At 44.5% G+C, this 22,440-nt stretch carries 24 protein-coding genes and 1 riboswitch; of the genes, 23 read left to right on the top strand and 1 reads right to left on the bottom strand.

Features of this window, described 5'->3' with window-relative positions; genetic code table 11:
- The first annotated feature begins 78 nt into the window (after window positions 1–78).
- The 5 genes from QMA04_RS12435 to QMA04_RS12415 all read left to right on the top strand — a co-directional run bounded on the left by QMA04_RS12435 (window position 79) and on the right by QMA04_RS12415 (window position 5,259).
- On the top strand, window positions 79–795 hold the full coding sequence (locus QMA04_RS12435; RefSeq protein ID WP_290186096.1) for a response regulator transcription factor: 717 nt from the start codon (window positions 79–81) through the stop codon (window positions 793–795).
- Complete coding sequence (locus QMA04_RS12430) at window positions 788–2,569, top strand: ATP-binding protein (RefSeq protein WP_290186094.1); 1,782 nt, start codon at window positions 788–790, stop codon at window positions 2,567–2,569. The genes QMA04_RS12435 and QMA04_RS12430 overlap by 8 nt, the downstream gene beginning before the upstream one ends.
- A 46-nt stretch (window positions 2,570–2,615) precedes the next feature.
- The gene (sigX, locus tag QMA04_RS12425; RefSeq protein WP_191714213.1) at window positions 2,616–3,149 is read left to right on the top strand and encodes an RNA polymerase sigma factor SigX; all 534 of its coding nucleotides are present in this window, start codon (window positions 2,616–2,618) and stop codon (window positions 3,147–3,149) included.
- Window positions 3,139–4,323: a hypothetical protein gene (locus QMA04_RS12420; RefSeq protein WP_290186092.1), complete on the top strand. Its 1,185-nt coding sequence runs from the start codon at window positions 3,139–3,141 to the stop codon at window positions 4,321–4,323. The genes sigX and QMA04_RS12420 overlap by 11 nt, the downstream gene beginning before the upstream one ends.
- 76 nt (window positions 4,324–4,399) lie before the next feature.
- A riboswitch (FMN riboswitch) is annotated at window positions 4,400–4,532 on the top strand.
- A 145-nt stretch (window positions 4,533–4,677) separates the two neighbouring features.
- A complete protein-coding gene (locus tag QMA04_RS12415) occupies window positions 4,678–5,259 on the top strand; it encodes an ECF transporter S component (protein ID WP_191714215.1) in 582 nt (193 codons plus the stop codon).
- A gap of 207 nt (window positions 5,260–5,466) precedes the next feature.
- Here the strand turns inward: QMA04_RS12415 and QMA04_RS12410 are convergent, their stop codons facing one another.
- Window positions 5,467–5,718, bottom strand: coding sequence for a ferredoxin (locus QMA04_RS12410; protein ID WP_142826477.1), 252 nt, complete (start codon window positions 5,716–5,718; stop codon window positions 5,467–5,469).
- A gap of 106 nt (window positions 5,719–5,824) precedes the next feature.
- Between QMA04_RS12410 and QMA04_RS12405 the strand changes: the two genes are divergently transcribed.
- From QMA04_RS12405 to folE, 18 genes are all read left to right on the top strand, one after another.
- The gene (locus QMA04_RS12405; protein WP_290186089.1) at window positions 5,825–6,850 is read left to right on the top strand and encodes a YpbB family protein; all 1,026 of its coding nucleotides are present in this window, start codon (window positions 5,825–5,827) and stop codon (window positions 6,848–6,850) included.
- Window positions 6,847–8,274: a RecQ family ATP-dependent DNA helicase gene (locus tag QMA04_RS12400; protein WP_290186087.1), complete on the top strand. Its 1,428-nt coding sequence runs from the start codon at window positions 6,847–6,849 to the stop codon at window positions 8,272–8,274. The genes QMA04_RS12405 and QMA04_RS12400 overlap by 4 nt, the downstream gene beginning before the upstream one ends.
- A gap of 79 nt (window positions 8,275–8,353) precedes the next feature.
- Window positions 8,354–9,172: a LysM peptidoglycan-binding domain-containing protein gene (locus QMA04_RS12395; protein ID WP_290186085.1), complete on the top strand. Its 819-nt coding sequence runs from the start codon at window positions 8,354–8,356 to the stop codon at window positions 9,170–9,172.
- A gap of 72 nt (window positions 9,173–9,244) precedes the next feature.
- Window positions 9,245–9,874 carry a CBS domain-containing protein gene (locus QMA04_RS12390; RefSeq protein WP_191714219.1) on the top strand — a complete coding sequence of 210 codons (630 nt, stop codon included), beginning with the start codon at window positions 9,245–9,247 and terminating at the stop codon, window positions 9,872–9,874.
- A gap of 71 nt (window positions 9,875–9,945) precedes the next feature.
- Window positions 9,946–10,698, top strand: a complete 753-nt coding sequence (locus QMA04_RS12385) for a metallophosphoesterase (RefSeq protein ID WP_191714220.1) — start codon at window positions 9,946–9,948, stop codon at window positions 10,696–10,698.
- Window positions 10,699–10,764: 66 nt separating this feature from the next.
- The gene (locus tag QMA04_RS12380) at window positions 10,765–11,742 is read left to right on the top strand and encodes a YpdA family putative bacillithiol disulfide reductase (protein WP_290186082.1); all 978 of its coding nucleotides are present in this window, start codon (window positions 10,765–10,767) and stop codon (window positions 11,740–11,742) included.
- 70 nt (window positions 11,743–11,812) lie between these two features.
- The gene (locus QMA04_RS12375) at window positions 11,813–12,781 is read left to right on the top strand and encodes an asparaginase (protein ID WP_191714222.1); all 969 of its coding nucleotides are present in this window, start codon (window positions 11,813–11,815) and stop codon (window positions 12,779–12,781) included.
- A gap of 88 nt (window positions 12,782–12,869) precedes the next feature.
- A complete protein-coding gene (gene prsW / locus QMA04_RS12370) occupies window positions 12,870–13,565 on the top strand; it encodes a glutamic-type intramembrane protease PrsW (RefSeq protein ID WP_191714223.1) in 696 nt (231 codons plus the stop codon).
- Window positions 13,566–13,719: 154 nt separating this feature from the next.
- Window positions 13,720–14,394, top strand: a complete 675-nt coding sequence (cmk, locus tag QMA04_RS12365; RefSeq protein WP_191714224.1) for a (d)CMP kinase — start codon at window positions 13,720–13,722, stop codon at window positions 14,392–14,394.
- Between the two features lies 1 nt (window position 14,395).
- Entirely contained in the window at window positions 14,396–14,986 is a 591-nt protein-coding gene (locus QMA04_RS12360) for a lysophospholipid acyltransferase family protein (protein WP_290186078.1), read from the top strand.
- Window positions 14,987–15,054: 68 nt separating this feature from the next.
- Window positions 15,055–16,200, top strand: coding sequence for a 30S ribosomal protein S1 (gene rpsA, locus QMA04_RS12355; protein ID WP_191714226.1), 1,146 nt, complete (start codon window positions 15,055–15,057; stop codon window positions 16,198–16,200).
- Between the two features lie 22 nt (window positions 16,201–16,222).
- The gene (gene fni / locus QMA04_RS12350; RefSeq protein ID WP_290186076.1) at window positions 16,223–17,257 is read left to right on the top strand and encodes a type 2 isopentenyl-diphosphate Delta-isomerase; all 1,035 of its coding nucleotides are present in this window, start codon (window positions 16,223–16,225) and stop codon (window positions 17,255–17,257) included.
- A gap of 93 nt (window positions 17,258–17,350) precedes the next feature.
- Window positions 17,351–18,661, top strand: coding sequence for a ribosome biogenesis GTPase Der (gene der, locus QMA04_RS12345; RefSeq protein ID WP_191714228.1), 1,311 nt, complete (start codon window positions 17,351–17,353; stop codon window positions 18,659–18,661).
- 22 nt (window positions 18,662–18,683) lie between these two features.
- The gene (locus QMA04_RS12340; protein ID WP_290186073.1) at window positions 18,684–19,703 is read left to right on the top strand and encodes an NAD(P)H-dependent glycerol-3-phosphate dehydrogenase; all 1,020 of its coding nucleotides are present in this window, start codon (window positions 18,684–18,686) and stop codon (window positions 19,701–19,703) included.
- 87 nt (window positions 19,704–19,790) lie between these two features.
- A complete protein-coding gene (locus QMA04_RS12335; protein ID WP_191714230.1) occupies window positions 19,791–19,994 on the top strand; it encodes a DUF2768 domain-containing protein in 204 nt (67 codons plus the stop codon).
- 10 nt (window positions 19,995–20,004) lie between these two features.
- Complete coding sequence (locus tag QMA04_RS12330; RefSeq protein ID WP_191714231.1) at window positions 20,005–20,715, top strand: hypothetical protein; 711 nt, start codon at window positions 20,005–20,007, stop codon at window positions 20,713–20,715.
- 173 nt (window positions 20,716–20,888) lie between these two features.
- Window positions 20,889–21,161, top strand: coding sequence for an HU family DNA-binding protein (locus QMA04_RS12325; RefSeq protein ID WP_006829858.1), 273 nt, complete (start codon window positions 20,889–20,891; stop codon window positions 21,159–21,161).
- Between the two features lie 691 nt (window positions 21,162–21,852).
- On the top strand, window positions 21,853–22,437 hold the full coding sequence (gene folE / locus QMA04_RS12320; RefSeq protein WP_290186071.1) for a GTP cyclohydrolase I FolE: 585 nt from the start codon (window positions 21,853–21,855) through the stop codon (window positions 22,435–22,437).
- Window positions 22,438–22,440 lie beyond the last annotated feature (3 nt).

Below are 22,440 nucleotides of genomic sequence, written 5' to 3'. Positions count from 1 at the left end.
GGGGTTAGCGCTTTTCTTTATTTTTGACAGGGTTATCGTTACAATAGTAATTAACAGAAGAAAGTTGGAGGGGTTAGCATGTCTGAAGAAATAACGGTATTGGTAGTAGACGATGAAGAACGGATTCGGCGCTTGCTGAAAATGTATCTGGAGCGCGAAGGATATTTAGTGGAAGAAGCCGAAAATGGCGTACAGGCATTGGATATGGCAATGGAAAAAGATTATCATTGCATCCTTCTCGATCTGATGATGCCTGAAAAAGATGGCGTCGAAGTGGCAACTGAACTTCGCGAAACGAAAATGACCCCGATCATTATGCTTACCGCAAAAGGGGAAGAAGCTAACCGTGTAGAAGGCTTTGAATCTGGAGCGGATGATTATATCGTCAAGCCGTTCAGCCCGAGAGAAGTCGTGCTGCGCGTTAAAGCAATCTTGCGCAGATCATCGGCCTATTCTCCGATTTCCAATTCCACCGTTTCAAAAGATTTGGTCGTCTTTCCGCATCTGACCATCGATCACGATGCACATCGCGTAACAGCTGATGGTGTGGAAGTAAATTTGACGCCAAAAGAATACGAACTCTTATACTTTTTGGCGAAGGCGCCGGATAAAGTATTCGACCGGGAACATTTGCTGAAAGAAGTTTGGCATTACGACTTTTTCGGTGATTTGCGGACTGTCGATACGCATGTTAAGCGCTTGCGCGAAAAATTGAATCGTGTGTCCGAATCTGCAGCGAAAATGATTGTCACCGTATGGGGCGTCGGTTATAAATTCGAGGTTGGCAATGAATAGAATATGGAATAGTGTCGTCGGGAAGCTTTGGATTACGATCCTGCTTCTCGTTTCCTTTGTCCTTTTTATTGTGACAGTCCTGCTTTTGGAGTTTCTGGGGAACTATCACAGTGAAACAGTGGAAGAAGCACTGAACAGTGAAGCGAACATGATTGCCAACATTTTTAACGAACATGACGAAGTGGAAACTTCACTCGAGGTCATTAAAGATGTATTAGGTCCGGAAACCAATGCGGTTATTGCTGAGGAGCCCTATGAAAGCAGCTATTACATTCATGATGGGTTGAATGGCGACGGCACGAGAGAGAAAATATTAAATGAACCGTCCTTCCAAAAAGTTTTTGAAACCAGTGAAACGGTCATGAAGGAAATGCTGTTGCCTTCATTGACAGAAGAAAATCGCCTTGAGTCCTATATTGTTCTGGCAAACCCTCTAAAGACCAGTGAAGAGCAGCATGGCGTAGTATTTATCTATCAATCTCTTGAAGTGATGGACCGAACGGCAGAGCGGACTACAAATATCGTCTTTCTGTCTGCATTTATCGCTCTAGTGTTAACGACCTTTTTCGCGTTCTTTTTGTCGTCGCGGATTACGTCGCCGCTCCGTAAAATTCGGGAAGGCGCGTTCGAATTGGCGAAAGGGAACTTCGATACTAAAGTCACAGCCTCTTCAAGTGATGAAATCGGCCAATTGGCTACTGCTTTTAATCAGATGGGCCGCCAGTTGAAGCATCATGTCGAAGTGATCAATCAGGAGAAAGAGCAATTATCCAGTATTTTGACATCCATGGCCGATATCGTCATCACTTTTAATCAGGATCGAACTATTCTTTTAAGCAATCCGCCAGCAGAAAAATTACTGCAGCAATGGATTTTCAAGAACGGGTCTTCTGAAGCGCAACCATTGCCTTCCGAAATGCTCCACATGCTTGACCATGTGTTGGATTTTGAAGAAGAAATCGAAGAAGAGCTTGAAATCGAAGGGGCTTATTACGCCATCAATTTCAGTCCTTTATACAGCGGCGCGTCTATTCGGGGAGCGGTTGCTGTCCTGCACAATATGACGGAACAGCATCGCTTGGAGAAGCTTAGAGAAGACTTTATCGCTAATGTATCACATGAATTGCGGACACCGATTGCCATGCTCCAAGGCTATAGCGAAGCGATTCTCGATGATGTTGGTGCAACAGAAGAAGAACGCCGTGAAATGACTAAGATCATCTATGAAGAATCACAGCGGATGGGCCGTCTGGTTACGGATTTATTGAATTTGGCACGGATGGAATCGGGCCATATGCGCCTTTACAAAGAAATCGTTCAGCTGAATACTGCCATTGAAAGAATGACGCTTAAATTCTCCCAAATCGCTAAAGAAAATGATATTCAGTTGTTGTTTGAAACCGTGATTGATGATTGGGCGGCTTGTGATATGGATGAAGACCGGATTGAACAGGTCATGACCAATTTGATCGATAATGCAATTCGCCATACGCCTAAAGGAGGGCAAGTGGTGGTCCGTGTCGAAAATCAACAAGAGTACGCCAAAATCTCGATCAACGATAATGGTGTAGGAATTTCAGAAAAAGATCTGGAATTCGTTTTTGAGCGATTCTATAAAGCGGATAAAGCCCGTACGCTCGGCAAGGGCGGTACGGGTCTGGGTCTTGCGATCGCCAGCAATATCATCCAGGCGCATGAAGGGAAAATCTATGCAGAAAGCAGAATGGGGCAAGGAACTTCATTTGTCTTTTTGCTGCCTTTGAAGAAGATGTAACTTTCTTTTAGGCTGGACGACTAATCCTAAGAACGGGGGGAGTAGAGTGAATGACTCCGTTTTTCATCGGCTATATGAAGAATACCATCAGGATGTTTTTCAGTTCCTGATTTATCTTGTGAAAAACAGGCACTTATCAGAAGACTTGATGCATGAAGTATATATTCGTGTATTTCGTGCATATGACCGGTTTGAAGGGAAGAGTTCTGAGAAAACATGGCTTTTTTCGATTGCAAAAAATGTAGCAATCGATCATTTTCGGAAAACGGCTGTGCGAAAAAAACATTCCATGGAGTTTTTTGATTGGGAAACCCAGCAATTGGTGTCGACCGAAAGGATTCCTGAAGAAGTCTCCATGTTGAACGAAGATAAGATTTTACTCTATAAAACATTGGATACCTGCACAGGCGATCAGAAAATGGTGATCATCATGCGTTTTTTTCAGGATTTGTCGATAGCCGAAACGGCCGATATTTTAGGCTGGACGGAAGGCAAAGTAAAAACCACTCAACATCGTGCAATCAAAGCCTTGCGTGAAAAATTAATAGCCAAGGAAGGGGGAGATGAAAATGCCGAATAACAAATGGACCGATGATTCCATCGAAGATTTGTTGAAGGATTTCCCCGCAATAAAAGACCATCGGCCAAAAGAAGAAGTTTACAATCGGTTGGTTCAGAAAGAGAAAAGTCCAAAACGGCCGAAAAAATGGTTGCCTTTGCTGGCAGCTGCATTGGCGTTTATTACTATCGGCATTTTGGTTGCTGCAATCATCAATCAAAATGGTATTGATTCTGCCCAAAACCCCCAAAATCCGGTCGAAGAACCTCAAGAACCTTCTGCTACCCAAGATGGTGCAGCAGAGGAAACAGGCGAGGTTCCTGAAGCGGAAGGAGCAGGAGGGTTTACCACAGCGCAGGTGGACGAGCCGTCACGGACTGCTGCCTATGAAGAACTGATCGGTGACCAAACACTGATGACGATCGGCCTCACTGAAAATGCATTTGTCGTGCCGGTATCGTTTTTGGTTCCTGAAGAACAGATAAATGCGGTTTTTGGAAATGCCGCTCCGTCTTCACTTGAGCTTTATCAGGAATTTGCAGATGACATCGATGAGACACTTCTCGGCTTTGACGAATACCATCCGTACGCTGGAAGCTTTGAAGAAACATCCATGGGTATTCGGCACCTATTGCCGCCTGACCATGCATACGACTTGGCTTCTGCAAGCATCGGTGTCTACTTCAATACCTTGGCAGCGACATTCCCGGATGCAAATGAAATTGAAATTGCCAATGAAGATGGATCGCCAGCAGAATTCGGTGAAATCGGTCCAGTAGAACCAATGAAACCTAAAGTGGAAAACCTCGCTTATTATTCTTATTCTGCTGCTAACGGTGAAGTTTACCTCGTTCCTGGATACGATATGCCGTTTGATACAGCAAATGAAGCAATTGAGGCGTTGGCGAAAAATCCAAATGATTTTTATCAGGCAACCATACCAGTTGATACGGACTTTGAAATTACGGAAGCGGAAGGCATAATGCAAGTTGAATTTAAAGAGACAGTTGATTTGGACTCGCTAGATCAGCGGGAAGCGGGTCGGATGATTGAAAGTCTGGCCTTGACCGCTTCGGCTTTTGATAAAGAACTGGCTATAACGGGCGTTCAGCCGGAAAAGTGGAACAGCTTCGACTTTAGCCGACCTTTGCCGGTTCCGTTAGCGCCGAACTTGATGGACTGGCCGATACCTTAATAAAAGGAGCGTTGTAAAACAAATATGTTTACAACGCTTCTTTTTTATACTAAGATTAGGCCATAACAAAATATCGATTCATCTTCGGGGCAGGGTGCAATTCCCTACCGGCGGTAATTGAACTCTGTTCATAAGCCCGCGAGCCGTAAAACGCAGGATTTGGTGAGACTCCAAAGCCGACAGTATAGTCTGGATGGGAGAAGGTGAAGGTGCGGACGTTTGTCGTTTACATGTAGACGGAACGCTTATTAAGTGTGCCTTTTCTCCCTTAAGTGTTTGTTGCTTAAGGGTTTTTATATGTAAATGCAGTGTCCAAGCCTTTCTTCTGGTGAATCACGACAAGGAGAGAGGAATATGAAGAACAAGAAGTTGCAAACGATGATCGTAATTGGGATGTTGAGTAGTATTTCATTTATTTTAATGCTTTTCAACTTTCCGCTGCCAGCTTTACCTGCATTTTTGAAAGTTGATTTCAGTGACGTTCCTGCTTTGATCGCAGCCGTTACGATGGGGCCAGTTGCCGGAATATTAGTGGCATTCTTCAAAAATGTATTGGATTGGCTATTTGCTGGAAGCCCGACAGGCGTTCCCGTCGGCCATATGGCCAATTTTGTGACAAGCCTGCTATTCATCTTGCCGGTTTATGCCATCTACCACAAAGTAGCGACAAAGAAAGGCATGGCATTCGGATTGGCGATCGGTACATTATCGATGGCGATCGGGATGAGTGTATTGAATTACTTGGTCTTTCTGCCAATGTACACTTACTTCCTTAATATGCCAGCAGAAACAGGCAATGCCCTATTTGGCACCATCGTTTTAGGGATCCTACCATTCAATTTAATCAAAGGCGTACTTTTGACTGCGGTCGTTCTGTTGATGTTCAGCAGTATGCACACGTGGATCGAAAAGCAGCGTTCCTATTATTTATCATAGATAGAAAAGCGCAAGCAGCCGTTAAGCCCCGACAAGCGCTGGAAGCTTTACCGGGAAAGGCGTTCTTTGCCATACAGCTGGGTTGACTTATGACCCTAGGACCTGGTCCGCTGGAATGTGGCCATAAAAGAAAAGCTGAAGCTGACATAACGCAATAAAAAGAAGGCGTTCGGGAGTATTTACTCCCGAACGCCTTTTCCATTTAAATCAGTCTTCGTATTTTAAAGGGTCGCCTTCGAATGATGAATCTGCAACTTTAATGGAGTCTGTTGGACATCCTTCAAATGCATCTTCCATGTCTTCTTCGAGTTCGTCTGGAACTTGTTCTGTCCCCATGTTATTATCTAAAATAACAAATGCGATTCCTTCGTCGTCATAATCATAAATATCAGGTGCCGCTGCACCACAAGCACCACAAGCGATACAAGTATCCTTGTCGACAATGGTATACTTAGCCATATTGTTTTCCTCTCCTTTATCTCCGAACAAGTTCAGTTATACTATCGTTTTTATTCTAAAGGTGTTTGAGTAGTTTTTCAACCCAAAACCGCTAGGGGGCGCAAGCTTGTTATTCACCGAACTGATTTTGGCCATTATGAAAGCCGTCGACAGGCAGCGGACGCTCACTTCCCCATTTCATTTGATCAAAGGAAAGAAGTCCGGCCAGACCATCCAGGATATCGGTTATTTCAACCTATATCCTTATTTCGGCGTGTTACCTAAACTGGATAAGAAAGCCTATGACCAAGCGGTTCAGCGCTTGTTTATGGAGGGGTATTTGTTGGAAAATGAACAGGTAATTGAATTGACTCCGAAAGCGCTGGATGCTGAGGTCGCTCCATCCCCGTTAAATGGCTGGAAATACCGTGGAAATGAGATTATTTTCTTTCAACGGTTGTCACTAATTGTTCAAACTTTATCTAATACGAGCCAAGGCATTAAAATATTTGATCCCATTGTCAATAAGGAAGAAGTGCAGGCATGGGTCAAAACGTATTTGAAGCGAATCGGATTTCGGGATTTAACAGTCGTACAAACGTTTAAAGAGCAACTATTGGCCACCTTAACCAATACGAAAATATCAGAAATACATAAAATGATCCTGATGGAGCGTTTATCAGGACATGAATTGAGTGGGCTAACATGGCAGCAGATCGCCGATTCCAAGGAGTTGGCGATTCTGGATGCCCAATTGATGTTCGTGGAAGCACTGCATGGATGGATGGCTGCCATTGAACACGCAAAACCATCCCTGCTCATTGGATTAATGGAAGGAATCATTCAGCAGTCTTCTTTGACAGAAACCGCCAAACGCACAGAAAAATTATTTGAAAGAGGATTTTCATTGGAACAAATAGCTTCTTTGCGGCAATTGAAAACCAGCACCATAGAAGATCACTTCGTGGAATTGGCGATGAACGATCCCTATTTCAATTTTACGCCGTTTGTAGATCCGCAGTTGTATGAAGCCATCATTGCTGAAAGCCGGCAACGAAAAACGAAAAGATTGCGTGATATCAAAGAGCATTTGCCTCAAGCCAGTTATTTTCAAATCCGTTTGGCTTTAGCCATTAGGGAGGAACAAGGATGAATCTAGAGAAATTATTGTATTCTGCCTACGGTTTTTCTTCATTCCGTCCAGGTCAACGGGAGATCATCGAGCAGGTATTGGCTGGAAAAGATGTCATTGCACTGCTGCCGACAGGAATGGGGAAATCCATCTGTTACCAGCTTCCAGCAAAGATTCTGCCTAACAGTGTATTGATTATTTCCCCGTTATTGTCTTTAATGCAAGATCAAGTGGCGCAGTTGAAGAAGATGGGGGAAAAATCAGTAGTTGCCATCAATTCTTTTCTGAAGCCTGAGGACAAAGAAAAGGTATGGAGCAATCTCGGCTCCTATAAATTCATTTTTGTTTCACCGGAAATGCTGGTTCAGCCATATGTGAAACAAAAGCTTCAGCAAATACGAATTTCTTTACTGGTTGCTGATGAAGCCCATTGCATTTCTCAATGGGGATTTGATTTCCGGCCGGATTATTTGCGGATTTCAGAAATCCTGCCCGCTTTAAACTTTCCGCAAGTACTGGCATTGACGGCGACTGCTACAGATAAAGTAACGGAGGAAATAAGGGAATACTTATCCTTGAAAGAACCCTATATCTATAGGCATCCAATGGACAGGGAAAATATTGTCTATGATATCAAGAAATTCGATGACCAACGTGACAAGCTTGAATTTCTGAAGGGGTTTATTCGTAAGTTCAGCGGTCCCGGAATCATTTACGCAGGAACTAGAAAAAAGTCCCAAGAACTTTCTTCTCTTTTGGCAGAACAGGGAGTTTCTTCGGCATTTTACCATGGCGGTATGGAACATCAGGACCGTGTCTTTGTCCAACAGCAATTTCAAAACGGAGAGCTGCAATGGATCTGCTCAACAAATGCTTTTGGCATGGGTGTCCATATACCGAATATCCGGCACGTCATCCACTTTCAATTGCCGACTTCGATAGAAGGTTATGTTCAAGAAGTGGGAAGGGCCGGACGGGACGGACAGCCGGCATTGGCTACCCTGCTTTATGCGCAAGGAGATGAAGCCTTGCTGGAAAGTTTGGTGATGGACGACTTGCCGACACAGCATGAAATCGAAGCTGTTTATCGAAACGGCACGGCTGCAACTCATTTAATCGACCAAGGAATCGTCCGGGAGACGGCTTTTCGGGTTGCTTCTTATTGGATCACCAAATTGCCATTGGAAGGCGTAAACAAGCAAATGGAGCTTCTTAGACGAGGGAAATGGGAGCAGGCGGCAAAAATCCGTGAATTGCTGTCATTGGAAAGTTGTTTGCGGAGCTATATCATCAGCTGTTTTGATCAACAGCTTGCCGATAAGCCTTCGAATTGCTGTATCAACGATGGAATTGATTATGAAGTGTTTGCGGAGTTTTTGCCTCCGGCAGAAAAGCAGCAACCGCTTGATTGGCAAGATCGATTGCGTGTAATATTACCTATATAAGATTCTCGTTAACTGTCATTTACAAATGAGTCTTTTTTCGTCATAATAGATATATTAGTACAGATAGGGGTCGTCATGAATGGGAAATAACAGTTATTATGAGTCGGTTGAAAAAAACCGGCAGGAAATATCGATAGACAAAAATTCTGCTTTGTCGAGAGCAGCTCAGCGACAGGCACAAAAGCCTAGGCCAAACCCTAAAAAGAACAAAAGCCTATTGATGCCTGCGTTATTCTTTATTTTTATCTTAATACCCGTTACTTTACTGATTTTTGTAGCTTTCTTATATGAACCCGATGATTCATTGACAGCTAAACCTGCAGAAAATGAAGTGAGTTTTGAGATGAATTCCCAACCATCCAATTCTGCTGTAGTGGCGGCCGAGGAAGAAGAAAAAGAAAAAGACAAAGAAAAAGCGAAAAAAGCAGCTGAAGAAAAAGAGAAAGCTGCTGCAGAAAAAAAACAAGCTGAGAAAAAAGCTGCTGCAGAAGCCGATGCCGCTGAGAAAGCTGAAGCTGAAGCAAAGGCGAATGCTGAAGCTAAGGCAATAGCCGATGCACAAGCGAAGGAAAAAGCTGAAGCAGAGGCCAAAGCGAAGGCGGATGCAGAAGCGAAAGCCGTTGCTGATGCTCAAGCGAAAAAAGAGGCAGAAGCGAAAGCTGCTGCTGAAGCCCAGGCGAAAAAAGAAGCGGAAGCAAAAGCTGAAGCGGATAAAAAAGAAGAAGTGCCAAGCGCAAACGGCAAAACTTACGTGGTCCAGTCCAGTGAAACGCTTTACCGCATCGCCGTCAATAATTACGGTGCTGCAGGAGCCGCTGCGGCAGTCGAAAAGATCAAACAGGCTAATGGCTTGAGTTCAAACAGCATCAGCCCTGGCCAGACATTGATTCTGCCATAAGCAAATTCGGCTGATTAATAAACTTCCGAAAAGGGAATAGATGTTTATAGATTATAGAAGTGAGGCGAGCAGATGTTTGTAAAAAGCGTAATGGTCAAAAGAGAAAAATGCCATACTGTGCAGTTGGATGATTCCGTACAAGTAGGTTTTGAGTTGCTGGAAAAATACACAATTGATGCATTGCCTGTAGTGGAGGGAACCGAGTACAAAGGGATCTTCACTTGGTATTATGCCTATCGCGCATTTTTCCATTCCGGAAAAACAAAAGAAGAGTTTGCCAAAACCACTAAGGTCCGTGACGTCATTGTAAATGAAGATGTGTATTTGAATATCAATGATGTTTATGAAAAAGCATTGGTGGAATTGAATGATTTCCCGATCATTGCAGTTGTTGAAGACCATCAATTTTTGGGGATTGTAACCAGGTTTGATGTTGTCAATCAATTGCAAAGTGCTTTTGGCATGGACAGACCGGGCTATCGCATCACATTTACATCCGTAGAATCAGAAGGCCGTATCGGCCGCCTTGGTGAGATCATCGAAAAGTTCAAGGAATCGGTTGTTTCCCTTGTGACATTTGATGAGACCAATAAAATGGTTCGCCGCATTGTCCTGAAAATTGAAAAGAAAGACAACATTGACCGTTTTGTAAAAGAACTGGAGAAATCCGGCTTCCGTGTCTTGGATATCGCAGAAGATTAATTTTAAACTAAAATGAAAAAGCATAAGCCTCGCTTATGTTTTTTTCGTTTTTTGGAAGGACGCATCCCCTGATGAAATATTTTATCCGATTAGCTCTAGCAGCTTTTGCGCTGCTTCTTTTTATGGTGCGAAACGCTTTTGCGGAAAAGCTGAATAAGCAAACTATCCATCTGGCCTCAGAAAAGCCATTTGATCCATTTCAACTTCTTTTCATAGCAGATATCCATAGACGAACCATTAAAGCTGATCTTATTGATTTTCCGATCGATCTTATTGTCATCGGAGGCGATCTAGTCGAAAAGGGAGTGCCTTTGAAGCGAGTCGCTGAAAATATCAAAAACCTGACAGCTATCGCACCTGTTTATTTTGTATGGGGAAATAATGATCGCGAAGTGGATGAAACTTCACTCAGAAAAATTTTCGCGCATTACGGTGTGACTGTGCTGGATGACGAATCGGTGTCGCTATTCGGCAATAGCCGGTTGAAACTGGTTGGGCTGGATCATTTCGCTTACAAACCTGATGGCTTTGACAATGCATTTAAAGCTGTTGAAGTCGGTGATACCGTATTGTTTGTATCCCATACCCCTTTTGATTTTTGGAAAATCAAAGGGCCTTATTCAGCCGAATTGCTGCTGGCTGGCCATACTCACGGTGGCCAGATACGCATTGGCCCTTTCGGACTATTTAAAAAAGGCTCGCTGAAAGTGAAAGAGGACCGGGTGGAGTTGATCAGCAATGGATTCGGTACGACAACACTCCACTTGCGTCTGGGAGCTCCAGCCGAATTTCATGTGCTGACCATAAAGCCTAAATTGAAATAAAATTTGTCACAAAGTGGATCCATCCATTATGCTTAAACAAGGATCAAGTACAGGAGATGTTTTGGAATGGAATATGTAGATGCTCTTATTATTGGAGGCGGCCCATGCGGATTGTCGGCCGCCATTGAATTGAAAGAAATCGGACTGCAGACGGTTGTGATTGAAAAAGGCAATATCGTTAATGCGATTTTCAACTACCCGACGCATCAAACCTTTTTCAGCACAAGTGAAAAGCTGTCTATAGGCGATGTCCCGTTCATCATTGAAGGACGCAAGCCGAAGCGCAATCAGGCACTGGTCTATTATCGTGAAGTGGTAAAACGGAGCGGCATAAAAGTGCAGCCGTTTGAGACCGTGGAGCACGTGGAACGGAACGAGCAGGACGGTTCGTTCAGCGTCAAGACTTCAAAAGGCTATTATCAAGCAAAATATGTCATAGCGGCAACGGGCTATTACGATCAGCCCAATGCCTTGAATGTAGAAGGTGCAAAACTGCCGAAAGTGATGCATTATTTCAAAGAAGGCCATCCTTATTTTGATCAGGATGTGTTAATCATAGGGGGCAAGAACTCTGCTGTCGATGCTGCTCTGGAATTACATAAAGCAGGCAGCCGCGTCACGGTCTCCTATCATGGAACGAGCTACTCGAAAAGCATAAAACCATGGATTCTTCCGGAATTTGACGGTTTGGTAAGAAAAGGTGAAATCACCATGTTGTTTGATTCGATGGTCGACAAAATAACAGATACCAGCGTGGAACTGACTGTCAACGACCAAAAAGAAACGATTCCCAACCACTTCGTCTTTGCCATGATCGGCTATCATCCAGACCATGCTTTCTTAAAGTCGATGGGAATTTCCATTGATCCGGCTTCCGGTCGCCCGACTTTCAATGAGCAAACAATGGAAACCGAAGTGGAGAACCTTTATATCGCCGGCGTGATTGCGGCAGGCAATAATGCCAATGAAATCTTTATTGAAAATGGGCGCTTTCATGGACAGCAAATTGCGGAAGCTATTGCAAAAAAAGAAAGCACAGTTTAAATGTGCTTTCTTTTTTGTTTTGTTTTGATTTGAACGGATATAAACCGTGAACAAGAAAGGGTGTTTATTTATGAAAAAGAAAGTTTCACTAATTACAACGGGCGGAACAATTGCCAGCAGGCAGGTGTCTAACGGGCTCTTGAAATCCGGAGCGATTTCAGGAAAGGAATTGGCTGAACTTTGCCAACTTCCTGAAGAAATAGAAGTCAAAGTGATTGACGTATTTCAATTGCCGAGCATGCATATCGGATTCGATCAAATGCTGGAAATCAGAGAAGCCATCCTCCGGGAACTTCAGGATCCGGAAGTGGAAGGGGTTGTCGTTACACATGGCACGGATACATTGGAAGAAACCGCTTATTTCCTGGACCTGACAATCGGCGATGATCGGACGGTTGTCGTTACGGGGTCTCAACGTTCACCTGAAGAAGTTGGAACCGATGTTTATTCAAACCTGCGCAATTCCATTTATGTGGCTGTAGATCATAATTTAAGAGGCATAGGGGCTGTGGCAGTCTTTAACGAACGGATTTACAGCGGCAAATACGTAAAAAAAGTCCATTCCAGCAATCTGCAGGGATTTGATTCGTTTGGGCATGGTTATTTAGGTATCATCGACAATGACACGGTACGTGTATACCAGAAACCTGTAATGCACGAAGTCCATTTGGTTGAAAGTCCATTGCCAAGAGTGGATATCATAAAATGCCATTCCGGACAGGATGGTTACTTGATTGATATGTTGGTGGCAGGGCCAACTAAAGGGATTATTTTGGAAGCGGCAGGAAGAGGCCAGGTATCACCGCATATGGTGGAAGCGATTGACCATGCAATCAGACAAGGGATTCCCGTAGTAGTGACGACCAGTGCGGAGGAAGGAAATGCTTATCCGGCTTATAGCTATCCGGGAAGCGCGCATGATTTGCTGACTCGGGGTGTCATTCTTGGAAGTGACTATGACAGCAAAAAAGCGCGCATCAAACTTGCGGTCTTATTGTCTGCCGATGCGGACATTCCAGCGAATGCTTTTGAAAGATAGGGAATCTTAAAAGACAGCTCAGGAAACCTGAAAATCATGGCAATAAACATGATACAATTAAGGTAATACAAACAAAGGGGTATAGCGTATGATTATTTTATTAACTGTAGCAATAGCCCCGAGTTTAGCCCTGTTCAGTTACTTGTATTTGCGTGATCAATTTGCCAGTGAACCTTCGAAGCTGCTGTTTCAAAGTTTTTTATACGGAGCTATTTTGACTTTTCCAATTCTATTTGTCCAATATGTATTCGATGCTGAAGGCGTTTTTACCAGCGGCTTTGCCCAAAATGTCATTTTTTCCAGTGTAATCGAAGAATTTTTCAAATGGCTGGTTTTATTGATAGCTGTATACCGCCATGTCGATTTTGAAGATCCTTATGACGGGATTCTTTATGGAGCCAGTGTTTCTCTGGGATTTGCGACGGTGGAAAACATTTTGTATTTACTGGAATTTGGATTGCAGACCGCATTTCTGCGGGCATTTTTGCCGGTATCCAGCCATGCTTTGTTCGGCGTTGTCATGGGTTATTATTTCGGGAAAGCAAAATTCTCGAAAAGCAGCCAGCGCAGGCGTTGGCTTGGCTGGGCATTCCTCAGCTCTGTGATTCTGCACATGGCTTATAATACCAGTCTATATGTCTACGATAATATCATGTATGGAGCGATTCCATTTATGCTGTTTCTCTGGTGGTTTGGCCTTAAAAAAGTCAAACAGGCGCATTTGCTTTCTTTATCGCATTACCATGACCGCAATTCATCGATGCAATCCAGCGAACTGAAATAAATACCCGAAGAAAAGCCTCGATCTTAAAGGCTTTTTTTTGTTGGAGAAATTTTGCTTTCAGCCGATCATTTTATGTTTGGAGTTAAGTTCAGCCCGGGCGCTGGTGCATTTCTTATGGTAAAATATGATGAATACATATGATGAGGTGACTATTTTGACGAAACCGATACAAATAGCAATTGATGGACCGGCAGCTGCGGGCAAAAGCACGATTGCAAAAATCGTGGCCGAAAAGCTGGGTTATGTTTACATCGATACGGGTGCAATGTACCGAGCTATCACATTAAAAGCATTAAATGAAGGCATTAATATGGCCAGCAATACAGAGGCAGGCAAATTATTGGCAGAAACGGAAATTGATCTGCAGCCGTCAGAAGATGGCCAATTGGTTTTTTTGGATAAAAAAGATGTAACAGAAGCAATCCGTTCTCAGCATGTGACAAAGGCTGTTTCAGAGATGGCTGCACATGAATTGGTCCGGTTGCGTATGGTAGAGCTCCAACAGCAATTGGCTGAAGCGCGCGGAGTGGTTATGGATGGCCGGGATATCGGAACACATGTCCTTCCACACGCTGCGCTGAAAGTGTTTATGTCGGCATCCGTAGAAGAACGTGCGAGAAGAAGATTTGAAGAAAATAAGAAAAGAGATATCCTGACTCCGCTAGAAGAGCTTCAGGCTGAAATTGCCAAACGGGATAAAATGGACAGCGAACGTGAAGTTGCTCCGCTTCGTCAGGCGGATGACGCCATTTATCTCGATACAACCGCTTTGACGATTGATCAGGCGGCACAGAAAATATTGAAACTGGCTGAAGAGAGGTTGGTGTAAAGTGAATTTATATGCACTTGGCAAAGGTTTGGTAAAAACCGTATTAAGCCCTTTATATCGTTTCGAAGTCATCGGAGCTGAAAATTTTCCGAAAGAAGGCGGCATTCTTTTATGTTCCAATCATATTCACGCGCTCGATCCGCCTGTTGTCGGAATGACTGCACCAAGAACCGTTCATTTTATGGCAAAAGAGGAACTGTTTAAAGCGCCGATCCTCGGACCGATCCTTCCGAAAGTCAATGCCTTTCCTGTAAAACGTGGGATGAGTGACCGCGAAGCGCTCCGGACTGCTTTAAAGATCCTAAAAAGCGGCGAAGTTGTCGGACTGTTTCCTGAAGGAACCCGTTCAACTGACGGCGTCCTAAAAAAAGGGCTGAGCGGTGCAGGTTTTTTTGCGCTGCGAGGCAATGCGGATGTAATGCCTTGTGCAATCATCGGACCTTATAAAGCGTTTCGCAAAGTAAGAGTGGTGTACGGTGAGCCGATTCTAATGCAGCCGTTCCGTGAACGAAAAGCATCGGTAGATGAGGTAACCGAAGCCATAATGGCAAGCATCCAGAAGATTCTGGACAACTATGCTGAGAATAAGTGATAATTTTTGTTTTTATTAGAGAATTCGAATAAAATAGAAGGTGGATAGTTTGTGAAGGAGGGCTACTTATGTCAGAGGAAACGAACATGATGGAAAACCGTGACTTCCAAACAGGAGATCGCGTGAAGGGGATAGTGGCAAAAATAGAAGAAAAGGCAGTAACCGTAACAATTGAAGGGGCACCTTTTGATGGCATTATACCCATTAGTGAGTTATCGAGCCTGCATATCGAAAAAGCGTCGGATTCTGTACAAGTCGGTGATGAACTGAATCTGATCATCACGAAAGTGGAAGATGAAAATTTTGTTTTATCCAAACGCAAAGTCGATGCCGAACAGGCATGGGACGAATTGGAGAAAAAGTTTGAATCTGGTGAGATTATCGAAGCTGAAGTGAAAGACGTTGTGAAAGGCGGTTTGGTAGTCGATTTGGGCGTGCGCGGATTCGTACCGGCTTCTTTAGTGGAAGACTACTTTGTTGAGTCTTTCGAGGACTACAAAGGCAAAGTGCTGACTTTCAAGATTGTAGAAATGGAAAAAGAAAACAATCGCCTGATTCTTTCTCACCGAGCGGTGGTCGAAAAGGAAAAAGAATCCCAGAAAGAGCAGGTAATGGAACACATTCACGCTGGCGACGAGCTGAAAGGGAAAGTTCAACGGATTGCTTCCTTCGGTGCTTTTGTCGATATCGGAGGAGTGGACGGTTTGGTCCATATCTCGCAGCTGTCGCATGAGCATGTAGAAAAGGTATCTGATGTTGTAACGGAAGGGCAGGAAGTGACTGTCAAAGTGCTGTCTGTCGACCGTGATTCAGAACGTATTTCCTTGTCCATTAAAGATACCTTGCCAGGGCCATGGGATTCCATCGATGAAAAAGCGCCGAAAGGTTCTGTTCATGCCGGAACAGTTAAGCGCTTGGTCAGCTATGGTGCATTTGTGGAAGTATTGCCTGGAGTTGAAGGGCTGGTCCATATTTCTCAAATCGCCCATAAGCATATCGCAACACCGAATGAGGTGCTGACAGAAGGCCAAGAAGTTCAGGTCAAAGTGTTGGAAGTCAACAAAGCAGACAAACGTTTGTCCCTCAGCATCAAAGAATTGCTGGAAAAAGAAAGCGGCCAGGATTTTTCTGAGTACGACATGCCTGAAGAATCGACCGGATTCTCGATCAGTGATGTAATCGGTGATAAACTGAAAGGCTTTAAATCTGAATAATATGTCGAGAGCTCAGCGTAAAATGGATCATATACAATATGCTTTATCCACAGGACAAAGTAAAAAAAACATGTTCAATGATATTCGTTTCGTGCATCAGGCTTTACCGGATAGCGCGGTATCAAGTATCAGCATAAAACCGAAAACAGGTGATTTGAACTTGAAATCACCTGTTTTTATTAATGCCATGACAGGTGGCGGAGGCAGAGATACTGAACAGTTGAATGGCCTGCTTGCGCGAGTTGCCCAAGAGACGGGAGCAGCCATGGCGGTCGGATCACAAATGTCGGCACTTAAAGACCGTAATGAGCGGGAATCTTATGCCATCGTGCGGAAAGAAAATCCGCATGGCATCCTATTTGCCAATCTCGGAAGCGAAGCAACGGTCCAGCAGGCACAGGAAGCAGTCGAGATGATCGAAGCCAATGCCCTGCAAATCCACTTGAATGTGGTGCAGGAATTGACGATGCCTGAAGGGGATCGTGATTTCCGTGGGGCATTCGACCGCATACAGGCAATCGCTGAACAACTCCAAGTCCCGGTGATTGTTAAGGAAACAGGTTTTGGAATGTCCCGGGAAGCGGCTGAAAAATTAGCGGGAACTGAAGTTGCAGCTATTGATGTCAGTGGCTTTGGCGGCACGAATTTCGCCTCGATTGAAAACGAACGCCGCAGAAGAAAGCTGGCCTATTTTGAAGATTGGGGAATTCCGACAGCCGCTGCAATTGTGGAAGTGAAGAGCGTCTTTAAAAAGACGGTTCTCGCATCTGGTGGCATACAGGATGCCCAGGACATGATCAAAGCTTTTTTATTGGGTGCGGATGCTGTCGGCTTGGCAGGCTCTTTTTTGAAGACAGCCATGCAAGAAGGCGAAAAGCAGCTGATCGAAGAGATAGAAGCGCTGCATGAAGACTTAGCGATGATGATGACGGCTCTCGGAGCTGAAAACCTGACGGATCTGCAGAAATGTCCTGCGGTCATTTCGGGAGAATTGGCGCAGTATCTCAGTGCCAGAGGCTTTAGTCCGGCTTCTTATGCAAACCCGAAGAAAAACTGAATATTACACATTTAAAGGGGATGGACATTTAACTGATGCCATCGCCTTTTTCGTGTATAATAGGCATATCAGAAGTGGAAGGATGAATTTTATATGTCAAAACCGGTAGTAGCAATAGTTGGCCGGCCGAACGTTGGTAAGTCCACGATTTTTAATCGCGTGGTAGGAGAACGGGTTTCCATAGTGGAAGATATTCCAGGAGTAACGCGTGACCGTATTTACAGCTCGGCAGATTGGCTGACACATGAATTTAATATTATAGATACGGGAGGCATCGATCTTCGTGACGAGCCATTCCTTGAACAAATCCGTCAACAGGCAGAAATTGCCATGGACGAAGCGGATGTCATCATTTTCCTTGTCAATGGGCGTGATGGCGTCACAACGCAGGATGAACAAGTAGCCAAAATTCTTTATCGTACAAAAAAACCGGTCATTCTGGCCGTCAATAAAATCGACAATCCCGATATGCGCCACCTGATCTATGATTTTTACACATTGGGAATGGGCGAGCCTTTTCCTCTTTCAGGATCTCACGGATTGGGTCTAGGGGATCTTTTGGACGAAGTGGCCAAAAACTTTCCGACCGAAGACGATGAGGAGTATCCGGATGATGTCATCAAATTCTCATTGATCGGCCGTCCGAACGTCGGCAAATCTTCTCTTGTAAACTCATTTTTAGGGGAAGAACGCGTTATTGTGAGCGAAGTCGCGGGAACGACACGCGACGCTATCGATACGCAATATGAATACAATGATCAGCCGTATGTCATTATCGACACGGCGGGAATGCGCAAAAAAGGGAAAGTTTATGAAACAACTGAGAAGTACAGTGTATTGCGCGCTTTGCGTGCAATCGAACGCTCAGATGTTGTTTTAGTGGTCTTGAACGCAGAAGAAGGCATTCAGGAGCAGGACAAAAAAATCGCCGGTTATGCACATGAAGCCGGCAAAGCAGTCATTATCATTGTCAACAAATGGGATGCTGTTGAAAAAGATGAAAAAACCATGAATGTCATGACACGCAAAATCCGTGAGCATTTCCTGTTCCTGGATTATGCACCGATTATGTTTGTGTCGGCAATCAGCGGCAAGCGCGTCCATAATATTTTGGAAATTGTCAATAAAGTCAATGACAACCATTCAAGACGAATCCAATCGAGTATTTTGAACGAAGTGATCGAAGACGCAGTAGCCATGAACCCGGCACCATCAGACAAAGGCCGTCGTCTGCGTGTTTATTATGCAACCCAAGTGGCCATCAAGCCTCCGACATTCGTTGTCTTTGTCAACGAGCCGGAAATGATGCACTTCAGTTATGAACGCTTCTTGCAAAACCGGATTCGTGAGAGTTTCGATTTTGAAGGAACTCCGCTTCGTCTTATCACGAGAGCGCGTACTTAAGGTAAAAAGGTGGTTTAATCTTATGGAAAAAGTTTCTGTTTTTGGAGCAGGAAGCTGGGGAACTGCGTTGAGTTATGTACTTGCTCAAAACAACCACAATCTATTGCTCTGGACACATCGTCAGGAGCAAGCAGACGAAATTAACCAGCATACCAATAAACGCTATTTGAAAGATACACAGCTACCGGAAAATCTGAAAGCAACCAGCGATTTATCAGAAGCTGTTGAGCATGGAGATATTTATGTATTGGCTGTTCCGACCAAAGCCATCCGTGAAGTCTGCCAGGACATTAAAAAAAGTCTGAATCGGAAAATTCTGTTCGTCCATGTTTCTAAAGGAATCGAACCGGATTCCTTAAAACGGATCAGCGAAATGATTCGTGAAGAAATTCCGGAGCAATGGATTGAAGATGTTGTCGTCCTGTCCGGACCCAGCCATGCGGAAGAAGTAGTGCAAGAGCATCCAACGACTGTAACGGCTGCCTGTGCGAACACAGAAGCAGCCAACCGCATTCAGGATCTGTTCATGAACCATTATTTCCGTGTGTATACGAATACCGATGTAATCGGTGTGGAAATCGGCGGAGCCTTGAAGAACATCATTGCTCTGGCTGTTGGAATCACAGACGGCTTGGGCTACGGCGACAACGCCAAAGCTGCTATCATGACGCGGGGGCTGGCTGAAATTGCACGTCTCGGTGTGAAGATGGGTGCAACTCCGTTAACTTTCTCCGGTTTGACCGGTGTGGGTGATTTGATCGTGACTTGCACCAGTGTGCATTCACGTAACTGGCGGGCAGGAAACATGCTTGGCAAAGGAAAATCATTGGACGAAGTGCTGGAAGAAATGGGCATGGTTGTCGAAGGGATACGGACGACGAAAGCAGCGTATCAATTATCAAAAGCTTATGACGTTCCGATGCCGATTACGTCTGCACTTTATGCCGTTCTATTCGATAATGTGTCGACCGATGACGCTGTTGAAAAGCTGATGGGCCGCATGAAGAAGAACGAAATGGAAGATTTGATCAACTTGCTTTAATTGTCACAAAAGAAGAGGGTGCAAGCTGCAGCCTCTTCTTTTTTTATGCTATACTATTGACTGAAACAGTATGAAAGGCGGGCATTTATGAGTGCGTTAGATAAAATGTGGGTATCGTTTGCCGGAATTGCTTTTTTGATGATTTCGATGGGTTTTATCTACTTGAGCAGATACAAGTTAAAAAATGGCATCCTTAAATTTATTTTTGCGCTAGTTGCTTACATTTTGCTGATTCTTGGATTCTTTATCATGATATTCATAGTATTCAGCGGCCCTACAGGCGGCGCTTGAGGTGAGGAAAATGAAAAAACCGACAATGTTTATTCTGCTTTTGCTCATTACCGTCTTTTTGACGGCCTGCGGATATCCGCAAAGTGAGAGAGCGGAGAACCAGATTCCTTATGAGGATCAATTGATTACCGTACAAAATGCAGTAAATCAATACAGAGGTGCATCAGGCGGCTTGTTGCCGATCAAAACTCGGGATATGGAAGTGGACCAATATATTAAGTACCCGATCGATTTTTCGAAAATCGTACCGGATTATACAGCAGAGGTCCCGACTAACGCATTTGAAACGGGCGGCATTTTTCAATATGTCCTGATGGATGTAGAAGAGAATCCAACCGTAAAACTTGTGGATTTGCAGGCGGCAGAAGCAATCAGATCCGTGAATGTGCGGAAAAGTGCAAACGGCGGAAAAGCGCCGATTTCTGAAATCCTTGCAGACAATGTTTATAAGTTCAATCACGATGCGATGGGGTTCTCGGAAGAACCGACAGTAGTCAGCCCATACAGTGGCCGTAATTTGCCGATGGTCATTACGGGCAGCGGAGATGTCTATATTGATTACTCGATGGATCTCTATTCAGCTCTTCAGGAATATGAAGGGGAGCTGGAAGCCGGTCAAGACATTCGCTTTATTCTGTACGAAGACCATGCAGTGGTGCCAGCTTATTCACTTCCGTACACTATAAATGAAGACAACGAACCGGTATTCTTAACCGAGTAAAAAACATTGATATGACGCGTTTTTAATAGAAATGACCCCTTTTTAGAAAATTTTGTTAGTATTTGGGGGTTTTATTGAAAAAGCAGGCTGTTTGTTGTTGCTATGCGATTTTCGATGTGATACTCTTTTTACAGGATTGATGGTTGCATCCCCTTTGAGAGGAGGTGAATAGCATGAACAAAACAGAATTAGTGAACTCTGTTGCTGAAGCAGCTGAACTTTCTCGTAAAGACGCTGCCAAAGCAGTTGACGCTGCATTTGAGACGATTCAAGACGCTCTTACTAAGGGTGAAAAAGTACAGTTGATCGGATTCGGTAACTTTGAAGTACGCGAACGCGCGGCCCGCAAAGGACGTAACCCACAAACTGGTGCTGAAATTGAGATCGCTGCAAGCAAAGTTCCTGCATTTAAGCCAGGTAAAGCGCTTAAAGACGCAGTGAAGTAAGCTTTAGCCTCTGTACATAGGATGACTTTTGCGAGACACAATCTTGCAAAAGTCATTCTTTTTTTGAGTCAACAATTTTGCGAAACACCTGTGCGTATGCTACGATTCATGTGAGAAAAGCGGAAGGAGCCGTTAAGACCCGACAGGCATAAGGCAGACCGGCAGAGTGGCGTTTTTTGCCGCACAGCTGGGCTGACTTATGACCCCGAGGGTCTGGCTCCTGACGCTAGACAGTGAGAAAAGCGGAGGCGATCGAGCAAAACCCGACGGGCATAAGACGGGCCGCCGAAGTGGCGCACTTTGCCACACAGGCGGAACGGCTTATGACCCCGAGGGTTTGATCGCCGAAGCTAGACAGTGAGAAAAGCGGAGGCGGCCGTTCTGCTCCGACAGGCATAAGACGATCTGGCGAAGCGGCGTACTTTGCCGCACAGCCAGAGTGGCTTATGACCCGAGGTGCAGGCCGCCGAAGCTAGACGGTGAGAAAAGCGGAGGCGGCTAAGGAAGGTAACCTAAAACCGCGGTTTCCTGCCGCAACGGTTACCTGACCCACATCCTGCGGGCCGCCGGAGCTGTACAATGAGAAATATGCACATACAAGTGGAGATTGCTGACATACAAAGAAAATCCACCGGTTAGCCATCCTGCTGCCAAAAAAATAACCGATTCGTCTTCAACAGGAGGAAACAGAATGATAGATATGAAAGCACAAACAGTAGACCTAGATAAAATTGAAAAAGCTGTCTCGATGATTTTGGAAGCAGTTGGGGAAGACGTAAGCCGAGAAGGATTACAGGATACGCCTAAAAGGGTAGCTAAGATGTACGCCGAAGTATTTTCTGGATTAAAAGAAGATCCAAGAGAATATTTTAAAACAGTTTTTCATGAAGGCCACGAAGAACTCGTGCTCGTTAAAGATATTCCTTTCTACTCGATGTGCGAACATCATCTTGTTCCGTTTTTCGGAAAGGCACATATCGCCTATATTCCTCGCGACGGAATCGTGACAGGATTAAGCAAACTGGCTCGTGCTGTGGAGACGGTCGCTAAACGCCCGCAGCTGCAGGAACGCATTACTTCGACGATTGCAGACTCTCTGATGGAAACCTTAAACCCGCATGGCGTATACGTCATGATTGAAGCAGAACATATGTGCATGACTATGAGAGGCATTAAGAAGCCGGGATCCAAGACGGTCACCGCTGTTGCACGCGGCATTTTAGAAACGGACGACATAAAGCGTTCAGAAGTAATCACATACATTAATATGAATTAAATT

Source organism: Planococcus sp. APC 3900 (genome assembly GCF_030407735.1).
GTDB lineage: Bacteria > Bacillota > Bacilli > Bacillales_A > Planococcaceae > Planococcus > Planococcus notacanthi.
The sequence above is the reverse complement of the archived record's forward strand: the minus strand, read 5'-3'. Positions and strand labels throughout refer to the sequence as shown.